The 22,071-nt window shown below is 51.5% G+C and carries 9 protein-coding genes; all 9 read right to left on the reverse strand.

Annotation, left to right across the window (positions count from 1 at the left end):
- Nucleotides 1-106: 106 nt before the first annotated feature.
- Nucleotides 107-9,559 (reverse strand): LamG-like jellyroll fold domain-containing protein, encoded by a 9,453-nt coding sequence (locus tag DCW36_RS03330; RefSeq protein ID WP_164891016.1) that lies wholly within the window; start codon nucleotides 9,557-9,559, stop codon nucleotides 107-109.
- A gap of 607 nt (nucleotides 9,560-10,166) precedes the next feature.
- Entirely contained in the window at nucleotides 10,167-10,814 is a 648-nt protein-coding gene (locus tag DCW36_RS03335; RefSeq protein WP_114779521.1) for a class I SAM-dependent methyltransferase, read from the reverse strand.
- 185 nt (nucleotides 10,815-10,999) lie between these two features.
- A complete protein-coding gene (locus tag DCW36_RS03340; protein WP_114779523.1) occupies nucleotides 11,000-11,527 on the reverse strand; it encodes a hypothetical protein in 528 nt (175 codons plus the stop codon).
- A 67-nt stretch (nucleotides 11,528-11,594) separates the two neighbouring features.
- Nucleotides 11,595-12,128, reverse strand: a complete 534-nt coding sequence (locus DCW36_RS03345; RefSeq protein WP_125185194.1) for a hypothetical protein — start codon at nucleotides 12,126-12,128, stop codon at nucleotides 11,595-11,597.
- 371 nt (nucleotides 12,129-12,499) lie between these two features.
- Complete coding sequence (locus DCW36_RS03350; protein WP_114779527.1) at nucleotides 12,500-13,741, reverse strand: acetate/propionate family kinase; 1,242 nt, start codon at nucleotides 13,739-13,741, stop codon at nucleotides 12,500-12,502.
- Nucleotides 13,742-13,759: 18 nt separating this feature from the next.
- Nucleotides 13,760-15,898, reverse strand: a complete 2,139-nt coding sequence (gene pta / locus DCW36_RS03355) for a phosphate acetyltransferase (RefSeq protein ID WP_114779529.1) — start codon at nucleotides 15,896-15,898, stop codon at nucleotides 13,760-13,762.
- A gap of 992 nt (nucleotides 15,899-16,890) precedes the next feature.
- On the reverse strand, nucleotides 16,891-17,688 hold the full coding sequence (gene pflA, locus DCW36_RS03360) for a pyruvate formate-lyase-activating protein (protein WP_114779531.1): 798 nt from the start codon (nucleotides 17,686-17,688) through the stop codon (nucleotides 16,891-16,893).
- Nucleotides 17,689-18,299: 611 nt separating this feature from the next.
- Complete coding sequence (pflB, locus tag DCW36_RS03365; protein ID WP_114779533.1) at nucleotides 18,300-20,537, reverse strand: formate C-acetyltransferase; 2,238 nt, start codon at nucleotides 20,535-20,537, stop codon at nucleotides 18,300-18,302.
- A gap of 93 nt (nucleotides 20,538-20,630) precedes the next feature.
- Nucleotides 20,631-22,016 carry a porin gene (locus tag DCW36_RS03370; RefSeq protein WP_114779535.1) on the reverse strand — a complete coding sequence of 462 codons (1,386 nt, stop codon included), beginning with the start codon at nucleotides 22,014-22,016 and terminating at the stop codon, nucleotides 20,631-20,633.
- Nucleotides 22,017-22,071 lie beyond the last annotated feature (55 nt).

Below are 22,071 nucleotides of genomic sequence, written 5' to 3' on the forward strand. Positions count from 1 at the left end.
TTCTGCAGCAGCCACCACAGCCGCTGCTCCTGTTTTCCATCTAAAAAAACAGGTCGTCCCCGAACGAAGACGACCTGTTTTACTTTCAAAACAAACAAAGCTCCTGTTACTTTTTAATGATCTTCAGAATATTGTTGTAGCCTTTGGATTGGATCGTAAGGAAATAAACGCCTGCCCCCATTTTAGCTTCGGAAAGATTTACTTCCAGCTTCCCGCCATCCAGGGCAAAATCCGATTCGAGGTACTTCCTTCCCAGTACATCCGTAATCCTGATGCGTACAGTTGCTGTGTTGGCATTCCTGAAATCCAGGAAGACGCTTTCAGTTACAGGGTTCGGGTACACGTTAATTTCCATCTGCCCATCCCGGGATAAGCTGGTTGGGTTAAGCCTGAAACTGTTATCAACCGGTTTTAACAGCCCCATCACTTCCGATGCGTTCAGGGCGCCATTGTACAAGCGGACGTCATCCAGGTCGCCCCTCCATTTCCGGGAGGTGAGCTGCGAACCGATGTAAAGCGGCGAAGTGTTGCCCAGGATGCTTACCGGAGCGGCGTAGGTAACGGTGGCATCCTCTACCCCATTGATGTAAATTTTAGACGTGCTGCCATCGAAGGTAGCCGCCACGTGCATCCAGGTACTTCCGTTGCTGGGGTAGCTGGTGCCGGACTCGATTCGGTAAGCGCCGTCACTGGTGTCGTCGTTTATCCTGAATTCCAGTTTGCCATCGTTGTTCACGCCGAAGTCGTACCCGTCAGCCCCTGTTTTGCTGAGGATGGTACGGGTGCTCACATCTACTGGCCTGATCCAGGCAGCAATGGTAATCGCATCGGAAATATTGAGCGTGGCATTGCTGGGGACGGTGGCAAAGCGGTCGGTGGCGCCCGGCAGGTACAAGGCCAGTCCATCCACACCGGCAGTCCAGCTTACGTCCTTCGTTTTCTGAAGCGTCGCATGGTTTCCGGCACCGGAATTATCCAGCAGCGTTTCGCCGCTTCCTTCGTCCATTTTCCAGTGACCGACCAGCACACTGCCCGAACCTTCTGCCAGCGTAGTAAAGCTCCAGGCTTCCGACCAGTTTGCGTTTCCTGTCCCGTTACCGGACTGCACACGCCAGAAATATTCCTGGTTTAGCGCTAATCCTGTAACTTTCAAGGATGTTGCTGCTACATTACCCTGGTTTACCGTTAATGTCGTGAAATCGGAAGCAGTTGACACCTGTACGTTGTAGAAGGTAGCATTTGCGGCGGCGTTCCAGGTCAGAATCGGGTTAAGGCTTACTGCTGTTGCCGCGTTAGCCGGAGCACTTAAGGTAGCAACGGCAGGCAGTGGCAACAGAACAGATTCGGTTCTGAAACTCCAGGTAGCAGACCAGTCGCTGCTGCCGTTGTTGCCCACCGCCATCACGCGCCAGTAGTACAACACGTTGTTTACCAGGTCCGGCACTTCGGCAGAGGTTGCTGCAATTTCGCTCTGATCGAAAACTGTGGTAGCGAAATCGGGCACCGTGGCCACCTGCAACCTGTAACTGGTTGCCTCTGGTAAACTATTCCAGCTAACAGTAGTAGGCGCAATGGCTACATCCGTAGCTGCATTTACCGGTGCAGCCAGTATTGGTTTGTCTCCTGAAGTCGGCACAAAGAAAGCAACTGCAGACAAATTCGCCGCTGGCGTCAGGGTAAGCGCTTCCTGGTTATATACCTGTCCGTCAACCAGCCAGTAGTCAAATACATAGCCCTCGCCCGCCAGGGCTTTAAGCTGAAGGGGAACTCCTGCAAAATAGGTTCCCTGCCACGGATAAGGCTGCTGCGCGTTCGCACCCACTGTTTTACTGTTGATGGTCAGGGAGTTCAGGATGATACTGCCGTGGGACTGGTCACTTACGTTCAGGTTGACGGCTATTTCTGCTCCCAGCCCGAAAGCTTCCCGCAGGTGTTGCCGTACATAACCGGGTCTTACAGAGGCAAAGTTTTTGATGTCGACCACATTCTTACCCCAGCTGCTCACCGAAGAAGGTCTGCCCCAGCGGAGGATATGTTCTTCCATCTCCGGCTCCATAATTACTCTGATGCTATCAACCACATGGTGTACCCGCTCCGTTACAAAAGCAGTGTTCAGCTGGTCGGCGACGCGGTTGATCAGGTCATTTTTAAAGTTCGCATTCTGCAGCAGGTGGTACATGATAAAGTTGGGCCATTCTTCGTTGATATCGCCGTTTACTCTGGAAATTACCCAGGCTACAGAATTGAAACTGGCATCGCCGCCACTGTTGGCGCCAAAGGCACGGTCCGCATCGTAGAGTATCCACCTCCAGCGGCCATCCTGGCCAGCCGGCGCATTCGGATCGTAGGGAACGCGGGCTCTCCAGAAATCAATGTTACTGTGCGGCCAGTCGTCGTTGCCGTTGTAGATCTGTGCGCTGAAATAGTCAAGGAAATTGTCTACATCCATGCGGGTTTTCACCCCTTCAAAGTTGGCATCGTTGCTCAGGTCGGTTTTTCCGATGTAATCCAGCATTTCCAGGTAATGCAGGTTATCGCCCTCGTTAATTTGATAATCGTAGGTCAGCAGGTCGATGTTATCGGGGTCTACGCCGTAAATTCTTCCCAGGTAATGTTTATCGGCCCTTTCCCGGATGTTATGAATTCCCCAGTATTCGCCGTTGATAAACACTACCGAAGGCCTGAAGTTCTGGGTAGGCATGATGTGTTTGACCAGGTATTGGGCGGCGGCGTCTTTGAACATGCTCGTTCCCCAGTCGTTACCCGCGTTACGCAGCACCAGCCGTTTGAAGCTCGAATAAGGATAATTCTGGAAAACCGGGTGGTTCATGTAGCTGTTGCCATACTCGCCTCTTGCCACAATCCGCAGCGATTTTTGCGGGAACCTGCGGGTAAAGTCGCCGTTAATCCGGATGCCAATGTTTTCCTGGAACGACACTTCAGGTGCAAATAGCTCAATAGAAGCAGGTCTTTCCCAAGCATCGCCCAACTGGTTGTAGTTTCCTGTTTCTTCATCACCGGACACGTAGGTAGCGCCTGGCACATAAATACCCGTTTCGTGACCAAACAGGTTTTCGAAAGCTGTCACCACCGATACGACCGGCATGGTGTACTGCCTGCCCGGCAGAATGATATAGGTTCCGGTTGTTACTGCGGAGTTCAGGGTATTTTCCTTGAAGGCTTTTGCCCGCACCACTGTACCTTTTCTTACCAGTCCGGTAGGTTCGTTCCACGACCTGGAGCTGCCTTCGATGAAGTTGGTCGGGATCATGGAATGTGCATTGGGCTCGCCGGAGCGGTCTACAATCTGCAGCGGCTGCTCATAAATTGGTGATGCCGCTGTCGGTTCTGAACCATCGAGGGTGTAGCGGATGGTTACAGCAGGATCGGGATGGGTGATGGCCAGGCTTACCGCGCTGGGGTAAATACCGGGTGCTACCGAGAAGGCTGCTTTGGCAACCAGTTCGCTGTAGCCGCCTGCCTGGTTTGTAGCGCCTGGTGTGGGTGCATCAAAAAACATGTACGCCCCGGTACCGTCCGGCTGCCGCCCCCTGGATAAACCGGAGGCAATGGCCACAGGCGGCATTTCGTCCACAAGCGCTCCGTCCGGTGAGGTGAGCAGCACTTCCTCGCCCTGTGCACTGACGGCAAAACTGGTGTGCAGCGGAAGTTCAGGATTCACCCTGTTTTTACTCGAAGCCCAGATGAGCAGGAACTCTCCAGGGGCTATTGTTTTTGCCGGGAATACCCACTTGAACGGATTATCATACGAATCGGACAAGCCGAATCCTTCCAGGTTTACCGGGGTGGTGCCGTAGTTCACGAGCTCAATCCAGTCTTCGAAAGCGCCGTCCTCGTCTGCTATGGTGTTGCTGTTGGAGGACATGACTTCGTTAATGGCCAGGTTGTAAACAGTAGCTTGCAGCACCGTACGGAAGGTTTTTACAGCTGACCAGGGACCGTCGCCCGCTGAGTTTACCGCCATTACGCGCCAGAAATAGTCCGTGGCAACAGCCAGGGCCGTTTCAGGTTTGTAAGTGGTTTGCCCGGAAACGACTTCCTCAACAACCAAACCTGTAAACTGCTCGTCGGTAGCTACCTGAACTTTATAAGTGCTGGCATTTGCTGTTGCTTCCCAACTGAACTCCGGTTTCAGGCTTACGTCCTGCTGGTTATCAGCTGGTGCAAGTGTTACAACTTGTCCGGGCACCAATACAGTGGTTCTGCTATCTTCCAGGATGTCGATATTGTCCAGCCGGAGTTGTGTCCGGGCGCCACCGCCAACGCGCTGCACACCGGTGAAGTAGTAGCGGAAGAGCACCTGCACGTATTCCTTCCCTACCGCTGCAGCAGGCAGATAACCTGTCAGCAGTTCCAGGCTGTTCTCGGCTATTTCCTTGCTTTCGTACACCAGCGGCGTTTCCGCTTCGTTAATGACCGGCGACCAGGCGCCGCTGCTGCCTACCCGGTAGAACACGGCCAGGTTGTACACCCGGTAGTTGGGGATGAGCGTTTCGGCATGGAAGCTGATTTTAGCATCGGTAATATCCCTGGTATCCACTGCCACCAAAGCAGCACCTAAATCACGGCCCCTGCCGGTGTTGATGAAGGAAATGCCATTCTCGCCCAACCCGTTGATGCGGGTACGGGAGGTGTTGCGGTACGGGAAGCCGATATTGCCTAAATCTACTGTATTATAATCAGCAGCCGGAATGGCATACGGGAAAAGTAGCGGCACCTCTGCACCCGGATCATCAACATCAGACTGCAGGAACAGCATGTTGCCCGGGAAAGAACCTTCCGGCTCGTTGGCATCCCAGCTGCTAAAGGCAAAAGCGCCCACCGATAAAGCCTGTGCTGCCGGGTACACCAGCACCCGGAACGTAGCAGGTGCTGAGTCAAGGTTACCGTCGTTGGCTTTTAGTTCGATCGTGGCATCACCGGCTTTGAGCGGCGTGATCTGCAGCAGGTTGCCTGCTATGGCAATGGTGGCAACAGCAGTGTTGGAACTGCTGGCTGTAAAGGTCAATGCATCGTTTTCAGGATCGGAGAAAACGGCGGAAAGGTCTATTTCAGTAGCTGCGGCACCGGCAACCAGTTCCTGCAAACCAACAGCGTTGCTGACCACCGGCGGCAGGTTTACGGCTCCCAGCGCATCGCCTTCTACTGTTACGTTGTCGAAACGGTTGTTGCCTGCGGTACCGCCTGCGCCCTGCTCAAACTGCACCTGTACTTTGAAATTGGCGTTGTCGTTGGCTCCGGCTATGGCGCTGAAGTCGAGTGTTACCAGTTCGGGCACGCCATCCACCACGGTCACATCCTGCAGTGGCACAAAGGTAGTGCCGTCGAGGGTGTAGCTGATTTTCTGCAGCCCGGCGCCTGAGCCGGAGCGGCGGGTTTCGTACTTGAAGACGATATCCTCGAAGCCTGCGGTGGAGACATTAAAGGTAAGCGTTGAGCCAATCGGCGTGTTGAGCCGCAGGTGTGTTTCGGCCAGGTCGCCGTTGCGGGCGTTTATGCCGGAAAAGTTCTGTAAATCGTCTGCTTCTATAGCAGAGGCTGTGGTGAGAGCAGCAGTAAGGCTGCCACTGTTCAGCGTCTGCGTTGGAGTCAAAAGATCACTGGTGTTGTTGAAGTTCCAGTAGTGGAAAAGAGTAGCAACTGTTGCAGGAGCAGCTGTGGTGGTTAAGCTCCAGATTTCAGACCACTCGCTGTCACCGCCGTCGTTGCTGGCAAGTACTCTCCAGTAGTATTGCTTGCTGTTCTGCAGCCCCTCCACCTGCACAGAATTTACCAGCACATTGGTCTTTTCAACAACGGCATCGGAACAATCCGGATTTTCCGAAACCTGCACTTTGTACATCGTTGCACCTGCTGCAGCATTCCAGCTAAGTACCGGATCACAGGCTACATCCACTGCAGTATTTAATGGTGAAGCTAACAGGGGAGCCGCCGGTACTGGTGTACTGGTACCAGCATCCTCCAGGATGTTGATTTCATCGAGCCGGAGCTGGGTCCGGGCGCCACCGCCAACGCGTTGCACGCCGGTGAAGTAGTAGCGGAAGAGCACCTGCACATATTCCTGCCCAACGGCTGCCGCAGGCAGATAGCCCGTCAGCAGTTCCAGGCTGTTCTCGGCCAGTTCTTTACTTTCGTATACCAGCGATGCCCCTGCTTCCGTTTGAACCGGCGACCAGGCGCCGCTGCTGCCTACCCGGTAGAACACGGCCAGGTTGTACACCCGGAAGTTAGGGATGAGCGTTTCTGCATGAAAAGAAATTTTGGCATCGGTAATGTTCCTGGTATCTACTGCCACCAGGGCTGCTCCTAAATCACGGCCCCTGCCGGTGTTGATGAAGGAAATGCCATTATCGCCCAACCCGTTGATGCGGGTGCGGGAAGTGTTGCGGTATGGGAAGCCGACGTTGCCGGCATCTGCAGTGACTAAATCAGCAGCAGGAACTGCGTAAGAAAAGAGCAGCGGCACCTCTACGCCCGGATCGTCTACGTCAGACTGCAGGAACAGCATGTTGCCCGGGAAAGAACCTTCCGGCTCATTAGCATCCCAACTGCTAAAGGCGAAAGCGCCTGTCGATAAAGCCTGTGCGGCCGGGTACACCAGCACCCGGAACGTAGCTGGTGCAGAGTCGAGGTTGCCGTCGTTGGCTTTAAGTTCTACCGTGGCGTCACCGGCTTTGAGCGGCGTGATCTGCAGCAGGTTGCCTGCTATGGCAATGGTGGCAACAGCAGTGTTGGAACTGCTGGCTGTAAAGGTCAATGCATCGTTTTCAGGATCGGAGAAAACGGCGGAAAGGTCTATTTCAGTAGCTGCGGCACCGGCAACCAGTTCCTGCAGGCCAACAGCGTTGCTGACCACCGGCGGCAGGTTTACGGCTCCCAGCGCGTCGCCTTCTACTGTTACGTTGTCGAAGCGGTTGTTGCCTGCGGTACCGCCTGCGCCCTGCTCAAACTGCACCTGTACTTTGAAATTGGCGTTGTCGTTGGCTCCGGCTATGGCGCTGAAGTCCAGTGTTACCAGTTCGGGTACGCCGTCCACCACGGTCACGTCCTGCAGCGACACAAAGGTGGTGCCGTCGAGGGTGTAGCTGATTTTCTGCAGCCCGGCGCCTGAACCGGAACGGCGGGTTTCGTACTTAAAGACGATATCCTCGAAGCCTGCGGTGGAAATGTGGAAGGTAAGGGCGGAGCCGATTGGCGTGTTGAGCCGCAGGTGTGTTTCAGCCAAATCGCCGTTGCGGGCGTTTATGCCGGAGAACTCGTTTAAGGTACCTGCTTCTATAACAGAGGCTGTGGTGAGAGCAGCAGTAAGGCTGCCGCCGGTCAGCGTCTGTGTTGGGGCCATTAAGTCGGCAGAATTATTGAAGTTCCAGTAGTGGAACAGGGTGCCGGCAGTTACAGGCGGTGGCGGTGGCGGAGTGGCCGTGGTGAAGTTCCAGATCTCAGACCAGTCGCTGTCGCCGCCGTCGTTGCTGGCATGCACTCTCCAGTAATACTGCTTTCCGGCCTCTAAGCCGGTTACTTCTACGGAGCTTGTCGCGATACTGCCCTGGTCAAAAACGGTGGTTGAAAAATCCTGGAACTCGGAAACCTGCACGCTAAAGCCAATGGCATCTGCGGCTGCATTCCAGCTAAGCACTGTGTTAACAGCCACGTCCACGGCACCATTTTCCGGTGAAGCTAACAAGGGAGGTGCCGGTGGTTCAGGTGCACGCCGCATTACCCGGTCTATTTCAGCGGCACTCAGCGCTCCATTGTACAACCTGAGATCGTCCAGCCCGCCTTTCCACCTGCGGGAGCCATCGAGGGAGCCGATGTACAAGGCGGAAGTGTTCGCCCGGATGGTAACGGGAGTGCTGTAGGTAACGGCGGCATCTTCTACGCCATTGATGTAAATCCGGGAAGTGGTGCCGTCGAAGGTGGCGGCTACGTGGGTCCAGGTGCTGCCGTTGCCGGTGTAGGTGGCGTTAGATTCGAGGCTGTAGCTGTTGCCGTTCGTGTCGTAGTTGAAGCGGAATTCTATCTTGCCGTCGTTGTTTATCCCAAGCTCATACCCGTCCGGGTCCGATTTGCTGAGGATGGTGCGGGTACTCACATCGAGCGGCCGCATCCAGGCGGCAATCGTGATGGCATCGGTGATGTTTAAGGAAGCATGATTGGGCACTGTGGCAAAGCGATCGGTGGTGCCCGGCAGGTAAAGCGACAGCCCGTCTACACCGGCTACCCAACTGACATCCCGTGTTTTCTTAATGGTAGCGTTGTTTGCATAACCCGAAACATCCTGCAGCATCTCACCTCTACCCTCTTCCATTTTCCAGTGCCCCACCAGGATACTGCCGGTCGAACCACCCGACGGACCGCCGGAAGAAACTGGCGCCGTTGAAAAAGTCCAGGTTTCGGACCATGCTGACTCCCCCAGCTGGTTTTTTGCTTTTACCCGCCAGAAATACTGCGCATCCGGATCCAGGTCAGGCGTCTGCACCGAAGAATTCTGGAGATCCGCCAGGTCCAGCACAGGAGAAGCGAAATCTGAGTTTTTTGCCAGCTGCAGCATAAAACTACTGGCACCAGGCGTCATTTCCCAATTCAGATTTAAGCTGACAGGCAGCCCGTAGGCAAAATTGGCAGGTGAGCTTAATACGGGTGTTTCAGGAACGGATGGCTCCCCCTGCACCAGGGTATAAATCTGCAACGAAGTTAAAGCCCCATGGTACAACCTGAGATCATCCAGGCCGCCTTTCCACCTGCGGGAGCCATCCAGGGAGCCGATGTACAAGGCGGAAGTGTTCGCATTAATTGTAACAGGACTGCTGTAGGTAACGGCGGCATCTTCCACCCCATTGATGTAAATCCGGGAAGTGGTGCCGTCGAAGGTGGCGGCCACGTGGGTCCAGGTGCTGCCGTTGCCGGTGTAAGTGGCGTTGGAGACGAGGCTGTAGCTGTTGCCATTCGTGTCGTAGTTGAAGCGGAATTCTATCTTGCCGTCGTTGTTTATCCCAAGTTCATACCCGTCCGGGTCCGATTTGCTGAGGATGGTGCGGGTGCTCACATCGAGTGGCCGCATCCAGGCGGCAATCGTAATGGCATCGGTGATGTTTAACACGGCCTGGTTGGGTGCCACGGCAAAGCGGTCGGTAGTGCCGGGCAGGTTCAGGGCTAGTCCGTCCTTGCCGGCTACCCAGGTTACGTCCTTTGTTTTTTGAATAGTGGCGTGGTTTCCGTTGCCGGAGTTGTCTGCCAGGACAGCTCCGCTGCCCTCGTCCATTTTCCAGTGGCCCACCAGGATGGTACTTAACTGCTTCCGCAGCCTTTTCACCTCGGGAGCGGGAGCTGCTTTTCCGGAACCGGGCGCAGGTGTAGTTGCCAGGAAAGCAGGTGCTGCAACAGGTTTTGTACCAGGAGGAGCCGCAGGAGCATCCTTAAACTCTTTGCCTGGTTTGAATAAGGCTAGACCGAAGCCGGAGGAGGAGGTTAAACTGGCGATGATAAACAGGGAAATGAAACACAGCCTTCGCAGCTGATTTACGTTGTTCGTGTCCATAAACAAGGGTATTAAATGGATAAAAAAAAGCTTTATTATGTATCGTATTATCCGTTTCCGAATAATTTTGTCAGCTTTAGAAGTAAGGTGGCTTCGCATGACGAAGGATTCATGCCGGTTCCTCACTGTCCGAAAAAGTAAATCAGTCTAACTAATAAGCGTAACCTGGTAACACAGGCAAGCGAACAGCGCCAGACATTTAGCGGTTGTATACCCTGAAAAACTGATATTTCAGTGGCCCCTGTAATTTTTCGCTTTTATAAAAAATAGGCCCCATTTTTTAACAAGTTGCTAAGCAACAAGCAGACAAACCTAATTTTTTTATAAATTTATTTATATTTAATTTAACTTAAATAATATAGAAAAATACGAATTGATCTATCTTTTGTTCTTCAGGAAAAAATAGCGGAGGGAGAAAGAGCGGGAAATCCTGGGTTAATGCGTATGATTCAGGGGCAAACGCACACTATTAATAAGTAAATATTTTATGTTTTTAATTACAATTTAAGAAACTGCAGTGGGTGTGGTGAGAGCTGCAGAGCGGAAACGGAGGGGCACCTGTTCCGGAACTCTTCGCTAGGAAAGTGCGCTTAACGCTCCCCGTTTGTTAGTGGCTGTTGCCGGTTGCTTTATTTTTGCAGGTTATTTGCCAGAATTTTTGGGAGGGTTTGCTTTCTATATTCTTTGCAGGTTCATCTATCTCGATGGCTTCAGTTAAGCCATAGGTACCAAACTCTTGTTCGATGGAAGCGGCATCATAAAAGAAAAGCTGCACACCATGCTTCGTCTCAAACCTGTCTTCGCTTAGTTTTTTGCCTTCGCCATACGATGCGGCATTTTTGGAAATGGCCACAAACACCATGTAGCCATCCGGTCTAAGCTGATTGAAGCAAGCACGGATAAGCTTTGCCCGTTCCTGTTCATCGAGCAAATGGATCAGGGCGTAACAAAAAATGCCATCGTACACTTCCTGGTCAAAGGGCATCGCCCCCACGGGTCCGTGATAAACCTTTATTTTATCGCCGTAGTGCTTTTTGGCCAGGGCAATGGCCGTTTCTGAAATTTCTATCCCGGTGACATCAAATCCGTTGTCCGTAAAAACTTTTGCATTTCTACCGTAACCGAATCCTGGAATCAGGATTTTATGCAGCCCCTTTTTTCGGAAGAACTCAACGGTAGCTACAGCGGAATCAGCCGGTTCGTAGCCCCACATGCTTTGCTTATCCCTAAAACTTGACTCCCAGAATTCTGTCATGATTTTTTGTGGTAGATCGATGTGGGTTTATTTTGTTTGTGGTGAATGGTGTTGCGGTATGGCGAAGGTTGCTCCACAATTTAACGAACCGATGTATACGAGACCCGTACGTACAGTGGTGTGAGAGGCGCTCCCCGTCAGTTAACGCTGGCGGGGCCGTCTACTCGATTAGCGATTTTGGCTTTTTAAATATCTATTGTCAAAACTGCCCAAAAGAGGTTTTCATAAATATTCACTTCTATAACTTCTTCTCCCTTTCGCATTTTATAGAAACTAAGTCTATCACTTATCAAATGCTCGTCCTCCTGCTCATCAAAATCATTATCTTTTGCCCAAAGATTTCCAAGTTCAGGTGTCTGAAATGAATACCAAAACCTTAATCCACTTAATTTCTCATTTTTAAATTTGAGTGCCAACAGAATTAAGGTCTTGACTCCAAGCATAAAAGCATTTTTGTCATTTGGTGGGTCGATACACCAGTCAACATGGAAATGATTTTCATTGTCTTCAATTATTGACTGATTTTCCCAATTCCCAGTTGCCTTGTACAGTTTATTGAAAGATTTCAAAGTTATTCCTAAGTCGGTTTCCACGATTTCATCTTCCAGAATTTCCTGAACTTCTTTTGGTATTTCAACTGAAAAAGAAAGGTCGTCTGGCAGATTGAATTCTCTTAAAAGCTTTTTAAATGTATCGTTGAAATTAACTATCATAGCTTAACGCTAACGGTGCTGGTACAGGCTATGGTGAGGCGTAGCCGAAACTGAAGCCTGTGCTGGGTTAGTGGTTTTTGTTTTTCAGTTTTATCAGGTACTGATACAAAGTACTGAATCGTCCAGTCCTTACAGAATGTTTGTCTCCAAAAAAGCCTAAATCAAGTGTGATTTCAGCATGTTCCCATTCAGAATCAGCTATCGGTGGTGGCGGAATCTTATATGGAGCAGTGTTAATCGGATGCTTTAACTTCATATAACTTGAAGCAATTGCATAAAGAGAGTCTAACTCTGTTTTAGTTAGGTCAGACACTACTGTATCAGGCTCAGCAAGCATTTGCCCTATCTCTTGGTCTGCATATCTGATGTAGTATAGGTTGTTTTCCTTGAAAGCTTCACTTGAATTTGCTCCGTAGTTTTTAAGTATAAACTTTTCTGATACCACAAGTGGAGAAAAGAATTTTGTTAGTTCAAAATCAAAGTCATAGAATCTATACTCTTCTTCTTTACCTTCTTCTACCATCCTTTCTGAAGCTGTCTGTTCTGGTTTAGGTTGGCAGGAAAGCAACATTAGTAGTACTACGACTTTATATCTTTTCATAATTCACTATTACCACTAACTAAAGTATATACGGAACAACTCCTGCTATCCACCCAATCCTGGAGCATAGCAGTAATAGCACGAACGAATATACCATAAATCCCCTAAACGCTATCACTTTTCTTATCTATCCAAAGACGCGCCATCTGCTTTCATACTTGAGCAGCAGAAGCTGTGGTGGCAGGAGCAGCAGACCTAAAAAGCAAAAAAAGAGCGCGGGTTAGGGCAGAAAAAAATCTGCTGCACCTGCCACCACGCCCGCTGCTCCTGCTATAAGCAAAAAGCCTCTCCTGCCACAGCTGTAGCTGTACAGGAAAGGCTTGCATAAAAACAGGAAAATACGGGTGCCGCTAAAAAAGCAGCGGCAAATTTTAAAAGTCTTTTAAGTCGATGGCTTCGCTGGCAGCTTTTTCAGCGTTTTCCAGGAGTTCGTAGCACTGGCGGGCAATCTCCATCTCCTCGTTTGTCGGGATCACGAGCACTTTTACGGGCGCGCCCTGTTTGTTTATTTCCCGGATACCTTTGGCGCGTTGCTTGTTTTTTTCCTCATCCAGTTCAATGCCCAGGAAGCTCATCTGCCGGCACACACGCTCCCGGATAATAGCATCGTTTTCGCCGACACCTGCTGTAAAAATGATCGCATCCAGGCCGTTGAGCACCGCGGCATAAGCGCCGATGTATTTTTTGATGCGGTAGGCATAGAGGTCGTAGGCCAGGGAGGCATTTTTGTCGCCGGATTCCATGGCATTGATGATGTCGCGCATATCGCTGAAGCCGGTGAGGCCCTGCATGCCGCTGCGTTTGTTCAGCAGCGTGCCCACCTGGTCCGGGTCGTAACCCAGCTGGTTGATCAGGTGGAAAATTACAGAAGGGTCGATGTCGCCGGAACGGGTGCCCATGATCAGGCCGCTCAGCGGACCGAAGCCCATGCTGGTATCTACCGACTGCCCTGCATCAACGGCGGTCATGCTGCAGCCGTTGCCCAGGTGGATGGTTATGAGCTTTGCATCCGGTTTGCCCAGGTACTCCAGCGCCTGCTCCGATACATATTTGTGGCTCGTGCCATGGAAACCGTACGCCCGGATGCCCTGCTCTGTGTAGTAGGAGTTCGGGATGGCATAACGGAAGGCCTGCTCGGGCATGGTCTGGTGGAAAGCCGTATCGAACACCGCTACCTGCCTGGCTTTGGTAAAGATGCGCTCGGCCACTTCAATGCCCATGTAGTTCGATGGGTTGTGCAGCGGCGCCAGCGGGAACAGCTTTTTGATCTCATCCTTCACCTCCTGCGTCACGACGGTGGTAGCGGCAAAACTTTCGCCCCCGTGCACCACCCGGTGCCCCACCACCTCAATGTCTTCCGGGTTTTTGATTACCCCGATTTTGCTGTCGGTGAGCAGGTTGCCTACTTCGTGCAGCCCCGCCTCGTGGTCGGGCAGGTCGAGTGTCAGCTGAATCACTTCTTCCTGGTCGCCGGTAAGAATTTTATGCGTGATGATGGAATTCTCCAGGCCTATCCGCTCTACCAGGCCGCTGCAAACCGGTTTATCGGATGGCATCCGGAATAGCTGGTATTTGATGGAGCTGCTGCCCGAGTTTACTACAAATATGTTCATGTGCGTGACGTTGTGGTATTACTGTTGTGTAACAAGTTCTTTTCCGTTTACTTTCGGAGCCGGCTGCTCTTCCTGCCCCTGTATAGCCGTAATAACGACGGTGTTGAAGATATCATCTACGGTACAGCCGCGGCTCAGGTCGTTCACCGGCTTGTTGAGCCCCTGCAGCATCGGACCGATCGCCAGGGCGCCTGTTTCGCGCTGCACGGCTTTGTAAGTATTGTTACCGGTGTTCAGGTCAGGGAAGATGAGTACGCTGGCACGGCCTGCTACCTCGGAGTTTGGCAGCTTCTGCTTGCCTACCACCGGATCTACGGCCGCATCGTACTGGATCGGCCCTTCCACTTTCAGGTCAGGGCGTTTCTGCTTCACGATTTCGGTAGCCTTACGCACTTTATCCACATCTACCCCCTCACCCGATGTACCGGAAGAATAAGACAACATGGCCACACGCGGCTCTATGCCAAAGCGCTGGCTGCTGTCGGCGGACGAAATAGCGATCTCGGCGAGTTGTTCCGCGGTTGGGTTCGGGTTAACGGCGCAGTCGCCGAACACAGAAACGCGGTCCGGCAGACACATAAAGAACACCGACGACACCACCGACACCCCTGGCTTTGTTTTCACAAACTGCAGCGCAGGCCGGATGGTATGCAGCGTGGTATGCACTGCACCACTCACCATACCGTCTGCATGGCCTTTATACACCATCATGGTACCGAAGTACGACACATCCGACATCATATCCGAGGCCATCTGGTACTGCAGTCCTTTGCTCTTGCGCAGCTCCAGCAGCGTGTACACGTAATCTTCGAAATGCTCCGACTTCAGCGGGTCGATGATCTGAATGCGATCGAGGTCCAGGTTCAGGCTCAGGCGTTTTACAGCGGCAGCAATTTCCTGTGCATCGCCCAGGATGGTGAGGTCCACGATGTCCTGGTTGATGAGGCGCGAAGCAGCTTTGAGTACGCGGTCGTCGTTTCCTTCCGGTAACACAATGTGTTTTTTCTGGCTCTTTGCCGATTTTACCAGCTTGTACTGGAACATGTGCGGCGTCATGCCTTCCGGGGTATAGGTAATGATCTTCTCATCCAGGGCCTGCACATTCACATACTTTTTGAAGGTATTAATGGCAAGCTGAATTTTCTTGGCATTATCCGGCGTGATGCGCGATTTGATGTTACCGATAAGCGTGGCGGTATGGAAAGAGCCTGTTTTAACAGAGATAATCGGCACCACCATCTGCAGACCCTCGATCAGTCGCACGATAGGCTCGTCCGGCTCAAACTTACCGGTAAGCACAATACCGGCCACTTTCGGATAGTTCACCGACATGTTCGCCTGGAGCGCACTCAGGATGATATCGCCACGGTCGCCGGGGGTAACGATGAGTACGTTTTCCTTGATATGGTTCAGGAAGTTGGGCACCTGCATGGCTCCCATAATGAAGTGGTCAGCCTGGTTGGAGAGCTGCTGTTCACCAAACATCAGTTTACCGCCCAACACCTCGTGCACTTCCTTCATGGTCGGGCTCTTGAGGTCCTTATCTTCCGGAATTACCGCCAGGATAATGTCCGGACTCAGGTAGTTCTGCAGGAGCTGCTGTACCTCATACGCGTTTTCGTTCCTCACTTTGTTGGCTACCACAGCCAGCACCTGCACCTCGCGGGCTCGGAAGTTACGCTTGATGGTTTTTACCGCACTCAGTATCTGCTCGTTCGTCTTTCCTTCGCCCGATACCACGATAATGACCGGCGCCCCCAGGTTTTTGGCGATCGTTACGTTAGCGTCAAACTCAAAGGCGGTACCTTCTCCGAGGAAGTCGCTGCCTTCAATTACCGTAAAGTCGTAGTTTTCTTCCAGCTTTTTAAACTTGCTGATAATGGTATCGATGATGTCGCCCTGGCTGCCTGCTTCTATGAGCTGCATGGCCTGCTGCTGCGTAAAAGCGTAGCTATCTTCGTAGCTTACCGGCAGGCCAAAGTGACTGATGATGGTTTCGATGTGCGAATCCTTTTCCTGTTTCGGATCATAGTTTATGATGGGCTTAAAATACCCGATTTTCTGAGCTTTTCCCAACAAAACATGCACAAGGCCCAGGGCCACAATCGACTTACCACTATAAGGTTCAGCGGTGGCAATAAATATAGTTTTGGTCATACGAATTGGACTTTACGGCAAAGATAAAACTAACAATTTTCCCGAAACATGATCTACATCATATCCGGAAAGGTTATTCCTATTATAACCCGTATCGGTTAAGGCAGGTTACAGATTTTTGTTTCAATTCCGCTGGCTTCCGCCGTACTACCAGCCTGGTAGGCCTTCCGGGAAAAAAGATGCGCAATCGATTGTATTTGTTAAATTAAAACTATTCCACAACAGAAGCAAAAATTAAGCTATTTTTCTGATTTACAATTTCATCCGGAGCTGAAGGTGGAGCCCCTTACCAAGAGGGCTCTGCCCCGCATCTGCTGTCCGGTGCCTCTCTCACACCCGGCAGCTTCGTTAGCTCAAGAGTTAGTTGCATGTCGGTAACAGGCGGCTAATTTCAGTTAGGTTTACGCTAAAAAAACCTGCTGCAGCTGCCACCATTGCCTCTGCTGCTCCAACTTAAGTTAAACTGCTTCAAATTTTATCGCTGATTCGGATTTGCAAATCCTAATCAGCAATAGCCTGTCCTGCACCGGTGGTGGTGCCCGGACCTGGAATAGTTTTTCCTTTTAAACACGAGTTCGGAAACCCGCACCACAATACAAAGCGCAACCGCCCGGTCCTCTACCCATTGCCAGGCAATTTCACTCTGACTTTAACCACCGCTCATGGTGCGGGAATCCTCCCCCGTGTCTACTGCTTTTCAGGCCTACCGATTCCGGTTAGAACGGCTGCCGGATATTGTTTTCGTCACACCCCAAAGGGCCTGTCACATCAGTCTCCTGCCACCTCAGATAGCCTGTTATCCTAAATCACTGATGTAACGCAAAAAATTACTAAACCAGGAGAAGTCCCCCTTTGAAGGGGGTAAGGGGGGTGTTGCACGTGCTGTGAACAAATTCAGGTTCTACAGCCAGTACAACATTAGTTTGTCCTCAGATGTTAATCATCCCCCTGCCCCCTTCAAAGGGGGACAAAAAATCCCTGTGTAACATCAGTTAATTCACTTTTATTTCTTTAAAATATTGACTGAAGATCGAAACTGTTCTTTCAATGATTTCCTTTGATGGCGGCTCTACCCCTTTCAGTCCGTACTCCATGCCCAGTGCCTCCCACTTGTGCACCCCCAGCATATGGTAAGGCTGAATCTCGATTTTCTGGATGGTGGTAAAGTCTTTAAACCGTTGCCCCAGCTCGTGCAGGTACTCTGCCTGGTCCGACCAGCCCGGCACCAGCACATAGCGCAACCACATCGGCTTTCCTGTAGATTCGCGGTAGTCGGCTACTTTCAGCACACTCAGGTTCGATTTGCCGGTAAGTTTTTTGTGCCACTCGTTGTTGATGTGTTTCACGTCTAACAGCAGCACATCCGTTTCTTCGAGCAATTCCTTGGCATGCTGGTCAATCAGTCTTCCGTTTGAATCCAGGGCTGTGTTTATTCCCTCTTCGTGCAGACGTCTGAACAGCTTTTTAATTACCTTACGCTGCAGCAGCGGCTCGCCACCGGATACGGTTACGCCACCCTTTTTCCCGAAGTAAGGTTTCTGGTTGATGGCCCGTTTCACGAGTTCCTCGATATCCAGCCAGGAACCGCCCTTCAGCGCGATGGTGTCGGGGTTGGCACAGTAGAGGCATTTGAACTGGCAGCCCTGCACAAACACCACCATGCGAATACCCGGCCCGTCGTGCGTGCCAAAGGTTTCGATAGAATGAATATTAAGCAGGTCTGTTCCTACCACCTCTTCGGTAAATTGTGGAATTACATCCAGCTGAATCAACTCCTCTTGCGTTTTCATTTCGGTAAACTATTAACTGACGTTGTGTTTATGATGCATGTGGCAAAATTTCGCTAATGCAAACGAAAGCGGAACCTTCTATTCTTAGCAGCGGGATAGGATATTGCCACTTTATTCCTGCCCTTTAACTACATCAAAATTGGACATTTTTAGCTGTTACAACAATGCTTGTTGTCAGTCGAAAAGGTAACCTATATCAGCTAACAGCTATTAGCTGCCAACTGCAGCATTTGGCGATATTTGCTAAAAGCCTCCCTTCCCCATTACCTGTCCCCTGTCAGGGTAGGGCTGTTTCATTCTAGCGGACTCTCCCCTTGAGGGGAGCGAGAGGGGTGTTTACACCTGCGAAAAAACTCCGTGACCTTAACTTCAGACTTATTACTTCCGAAATTAACACCCCTATAATCCCCTCAAGGGGATAGTCTCGAAGAATGAAACGGCCCTACCCTGACAGGGGACAGGTAATGGGGAAGCAGCGACTGTGGTGGCAGGTGCAGTAAAACAAAACTACGCTTGCTTTGCTTGCTCTGAACCTGATAGCCCTAAAATGGAAAAAGAGGGCAGAGCCCTCCTCCTCCGGAGCAAATAATACGTCAGCTATAATTTCATTTTTACATTCTTTCGTGGAAGGTTCTCGCGATTACCTCCAGCTGGTGATCTTTCGACAACCGGACAAAGTTCACCGCGTAGCCGGATACCCTGATGGTTAATTGCGGGTAATTATCCGGGTTGTTGTAAGCATCCACGAGGGTTTCACGGTTCAGCACGTTCACGTTCAGGTGATGCGCTTTGGTAAAGTAACCATCCATCAGCGTTACCAGGTTTTCTACCTGTTCTTCGCGGGTGCTTGCCAGCGACTTCGGCACAATCGAGAAGGTGTTCGAGATACCATCCTGTGCATACCGGTAATCGAGTTTGGCAACCGAGTTCAGCGAGGCAATGGCACCGTGGGTATCACGGCCGTGCATCGGGTTCGCACCCGGAGCAAATGATTCGCCGGCTTTACGTCCGTCTGGCGTAGCACCTGTTTTTTTGCCGTACATTACGTTCGAGGTAATGGTGAGCAGCGACATGGTCGGCACTGCATTTTTGTAGCACTTGTGGCTTTTCAGCTCGTTGAAGAAGTACTCGCTCACTTCCTGTGCAATGGCATCTACCAGGTCGTTGTCGTTGCCGTAGAGCGGGTACTCACCGTCGGTTTTGAAATCAACAGTCAGGCCGTCTTCGTTGCGGATGGCTTTTACTTTGGCATATTTAATCGCAGACAGCGAGTCGGCGATGATGGAGATACCGGCCGCACCATACGCCATATCGATGCCCGGGTCAGTATCCAGGAAAGCGAACTGTGCTTTCTCGTAGTAATACTTGTCGTGCATGTAGTGGATGATGTTCATGGTTTTGGCATACACCCGCGCCACTTCTTTCATGGCCAGCTTGAAGTTGGCCATCACCTGGTTGTAATCCAGGTACTCGCCTTCAAGCGGTTTAATGCCTTTCAGCACCTGGGCACCGGATTTTTCTTCGCGGCCACCGTTCAGCGCCAGCAACAGGGTTTTTGGCAGATTGGTACGGGCACCGAAGAACTGGATGCGTTTGCCTATTTCCTGGTACGACACGCAGCAGGCAATGCCGTAGTCGTCGGAGCCACGCACTTTGCGCATCAGGTCGTCGTTTTCGTACTGGATAGACGAGGTATCGATAGAAACCTGAGCACAGAAGTTTTTGAAGCCTTCGGGCAGGTTCACAGACCACAGCACAGTCAGGTTTGGTTCAGGTGACGGGCCGAGGTTGTAGAGGGTTTGCAGGAAGCGGAAGGAAGTTTTGGTTACTTTGGTTCTGCCGTCTTCAAACTGACCGCCGATCGCTTCGGTTACCCAGGTTGGGTCGCCGCCAAAAATCTCGTCGTATGCACCCGGACGTAAGTGGCGCACCACACGCAGCTTCATTACAAACTGATCGATGAGTTCCTGTGCTTCAGACTCGGTAAGAAGTCCAGCTTTCAGGTCTTTTTCGATATAGACATCCAGGAAAGAAGACACGTTACCAAGCGACATAGCCGCACCATCCTGCTCTTTTACGGCAGCCAGGTAGGCCATATACACCCACTGCACCGCTTCCTGCGCATTTTCGGCAGGACGGCTCAGGTCCAGGCCATACAGCTCACCCAGCACTTTAATGTCTTTCAGGGCTACGATCTGGCTGGTAACTTCCTCGCGCAAGCGGATTTTGTGCTCATCCATCTCGCCGTCAATCGCCAGTTTATCAGCTTCTTTTGCTTTGATCAGCCTGTCGATACCATACAGAGCCAGGCGGCGGTAGTCGCCGATAATGCGGCCACGGGCATAGTTATCGGGCAAACCGGTCAGGATGCCTTTGGAGCGGAATTCCTTGATTTCAGGATCGTAGGCGGAGAAAACAGCGCTGTTATGATCTTTGGCGTATTTAAAAATTTCTTTTACCTGCTCAGCAACCTGCAGTCCGCGCTCTTCCACGGCGCCTTCCACTACCCGGATGCCACCGAAAGGCTTCATGGCGCGTTTCAGCAGTTCATCTGTCTGCAGGCCAACAATTACCTCCAGCTCTTCGGCGATGTAGCCGGGGCCGTGGCTGGTAACACTGGAAATGGTTTCGGTATCAATTGCTCTGCAGCCGCCTCTCTCCCGCTCTTCCTTCATTGCCAGCAGGCATATCTGCCACAGCTCCTTGGTTCGTTCCGTAGCTTCGGCCAGGAAGGCTGCATCGCCATAGTAGGGAGTTACATTTTTTCTGACAAAATCCTTTACATCTATACGATCGTTCCAGTTACCTTTCACGAAAGAAACGCGGTATTGTTCTGTTAAAGCGTTCATAACTATGTGATTTAATTGTGATTTGGTGTTTGACGTATTCGTTGTGTTTTCTCCTGCGGTAGTAACCGGCAGTACATTTTGGTTTTATTGATTCTACAAGTACACCTGGAACTGCACGATCCATTCTCCGGCTCTGTCGAATACATGATTATTCTGATACAAAGGCCGGCTGGAGTGCTGCACGGTTATTTTTGCGTGGTGCGCGTCCAGGAAAAAATTTGCACCTAAGTCATAATAGTGTCCCACTTCATCGAGTGCTTCCAGGTCTTTGAGGGCGTAAGCGGCTATTGGCTGTACCCTCACTTTATTGCAGACTGTTTTTGGAAGCAGTAACCCCGACTGGGTGTACCAAATTTTGCCAGTCCCGAGCATGAACCTGGAATTCCCGGCTCCTTCCTGTGCCCGTTCGCCTGTGAAAGAGGGATCGGGAGAACCGGTGTTCATAATGCCCACCGTGCGCAGGTAATCAGGACCGTAGTCGTAATTGTACAGCACGCTGTAGGTGGTTAGGGCCATGCCTTTCTCTTTTGGCCCTACCGGCAAATCGGCAAATACATCCACCGCCAGGGTATTTATATCGTGCTTCTCTACCACCCCATCAGCGGTCATGCTTTTGGTGCCATCCTGGTTGCTGTAAAAACCAGCGCCTATGTTCAGCACTTTTTTACTTCCCAGGTAAGTTCCCACCCGGAAGGGCAGTGCATTGGCCTCCTGGTCCAGCAGCTGAAGGTCGGCATAGCCGCCATAAGCTGCTTTCGGGTTGCCGTTATTATCCACAGCAGGTCCGCCGGCTACGGGCTGGCTGTTGGTAGCGAAGGGCTTGTTTACATGCGCCTGGTAGTGCACCCTGCCCAGCGCGCCTTTGGCATACACCCCAAACTGCCTGATAAACTGGTCCGATGCTTCGAGAGTAGGCCAGTTAAAAGCCGGTGCATCCACCATCAGGTAATTGAGCGTACTCGACGAGGTCATGCGGGAAGTGCCCAACCAGTAGTGCAAGCCTGCCCCGGCGTACAGCGTGTATTTATTCGCTTCGCCGGTGAGCGGGTTCTTAGCAGGTACAACAGCGTATTCGTTCCAGACATCGTGGAAGAACAGCTGCGGCTTTTTACCTGCACCAAAACCGCCTGTGCCACCCGATCCGCTTGCGCCACCGTTGATAAAGGTCTGGTTATTGATGCCCACATGAGCGAAAACCAGGTACCGTGGCGAAAACTGTGCATAGGCAATGGTGCGCACGCGGCGTGCTCCAATATCAATAGAACGATCGACTGGCTCACCCCCAATCTGGGTACCCGGGTTGTTTTCTGTGCTTTTGGCCCAGATCTGGCTCCACATAATTACCCGCACATATTTGCTTCCGTCTTCGTTCAGGTTGAATTTCAATCCTGAACCGTAATCTGCCGAGCCCTGGGCAAGCGCCATTGTAGCGGTAAACATGCTAACCAGCACACAAGCCCATACTTTGGTGAATTTCATAACGCTAGTTTTGTAATCTTAATTTATGCTCTGGCCTTTTGCAGCGTTGCTGCCC

Origin of the sequence: Botryobacter ruber (genome assembly GCF_003347595.2) — a bacterium.
Classification (GTDB): Bacteria; Bacteroidota; Bacteroidia; order Cytophagales; family Hymenobacteraceae; genus Pontibacter; species Pontibacter ruber_A.

Coding starts and splice junctions, on each gene's coding strand:
- DCW36_RS03330 (WP_164891016.1), bottom strand. CDS start 9,559: ATGGACACGAACAACGTAAATCAGCTGCGAAGGCTGTGTTTCATTTCC.
- DCW36_RS03335 (WP_114779521.1), bottom strand. CDS start 10,814: ATGACAGAATTCTGGGAGTCAAGTTTTAGGGATAAGCAAAGCATGTGG.
- DCW36_RS03340 (WP_114779523.1), bottom strand. CDS start 11,527: ATGATAGTTAATTTCAACGATACATTTAAAAAGCTTTTAAGAGAATTC.
- DCW36_RS03345 (WP_125185194.1), bottom strand. CDS start 12,128: ATGAAAAGATATAAAGTCGTAGTACTACTAATGTTGCTTTCCTGCCAA.
- DCW36_RS03350 (WP_114779527.1), bottom strand. CDS start 13,741: ATGAACATATTTGTAGTAAACTCGGGCAGCAGCTCCATCAAATACCAG.
- pta (WP_114779529.1), bottom strand. CDS start 15,898: ATGACCAAAACTATATTTATTGCCACCGCTGAACCTTATAGTGGTAAG.
- pflA (WP_114779531.1), bottom strand. CDS start 17,688: ATGAAAACGCAAGAGGAGTTGATTCAGCTGGATGTAATTCCACAATTT.
- pflB (WP_114779533.1), bottom strand. CDS start 20,537: ATGAACGCTTTAACAGAACAATACCGCGTTTCTTTCGTGAAAGGTAAC.
- DCW36_RS03370 (WP_114779535.1), bottom strand. CDS start 22,016: ATGAAATTCACCAAAGTATGGGCTTGTGTGCTGGTTAGCATGTTTACC.